The organism is Vibrio sp. 378 (assembly GCF_033339435.1).
Window position 1 is genome coordinate 1 of sequence record NZ_JAWOUO010000232.1, and the last position, 938, is coordinate 938.

3 protein-coding genes are annotated in these 938 nt (G+C 45.5%); 2 read left to right on the top strand and 1 reads right to left on the bottom strand.

The window, feature by feature from the left end:
- A partial coding sequence (locus R7Q48_RS25385) for a hypothetical protein (RefSeq protein ID WP_318132915.1) occupies positions 1–180 on the bottom strand: 180 nt, incomplete at its 3' end.
- 63 nt (positions 181–243) lie between these two features.
- On the opposite strand from R7Q48_RS25385, the gene R7Q48_RS25390 reads away from it, so the two are divergent.
- Both R7Q48_RS25390 and R7Q48_RS25395 read left to right on the top strand, forming a co-directional pair.
- On the top strand, positions 244–792 hold the full coding sequence (locus tag R7Q48_RS25390) for a phosphatase PAP2 family protein (RefSeq protein WP_005480556.1): 549 nt from the start codon (positions 244–246) through the stop codon (positions 790–792).
- A 3-nt stretch (positions 793–795) separates the two neighbouring features.
- The coding region (locus R7Q48_RS25395) for a glycosyltransferase family protein (protein WP_318132919.1) at positions 796–938 on the top strand (143 nt) is incomplete at its 3' end.

Here is a 938-nt window from a genome sequence, read left to right on the forward strand (position 1 = left end):
ATTACGCGCATGCCGCAAAAAACGCAAAGTTTGGTATATCGATACGCCGTCAGCCTCACCAGCTAACCCTTCGTAATTCTTATTGCTTTTATTGATGTGTTTAACGGTATGGTTGGGCACATCAATGTGCGCTATTCCGTCCATTCTACTTTTGTCACTAATTGTCCAACTTCCCGTCATGTAGCTGTCACCTAAACCTCCTACTTTTCACACAAAGGCGTTGTCAAAGTAAGGAAAGGTCACATGCGAACCATTGAGACAATCACACAGCCAATAGCAACCATCGCTAAGTTTGATTTAGCATTCTCTAGCGTATGTCTTCAGCATCGTTTTAACCAACAAGTTGCCAACATCAGTAAAGGCGTTTCGCACAGTGGAGATGGGCATCTCTACGTCGTCTTAGGGCTGTTAGCTTGGTATTTAGATAAAGAACACGGATCTTGGTTTATGTTAGCCGGATTGCTGGCATTTGCAGTCGAGTTACCCATTTACTGGACGCTAAAAAACAGCTTTAAACGCCGCCGTCCTGAAGAACTGAGCGCTTTGTTACCTGCTTTTATCACCCCTTCTGATCGCTACAGTTTACCGTCTGGACATACTGCTGCTGCGTTTGTTATGGCAACACTTATCAACCATTACTACCCAGAACTCGGTTATGCCGCATTCTTTTGGGCGAGTTTAATTGGTACGGCGCGTATTTTGCTTGGTGTCCATTTTTTTACTGACGTCATCATCGGGGCGCTGTTGGGAAGTGCGTGTGGTGCTCTAGCTATTGCGATCGTAGGAGGCTAATGGATGAAAATTCTATACGGTGTTCAAGGTACGGGAAATGGCCATATCGCACGTGCTCGTGCAATGAGCAAGGCATTTGAATCGCACGATGTGCAGGTCGACTTTCTTTTTTCTGGGCGAGCACCGGAGAAATACTTTTCAATGGA

What these genes read in the sequence shown, in the direction of transcription:
- R7Q48_RS25390 (WP_005480556.1), top strand. Translation starts at nt 244, where the DNA reads ATGCGAACCATTGAGACAATCACACAGCCAATAGCAACCATCGCTAAG.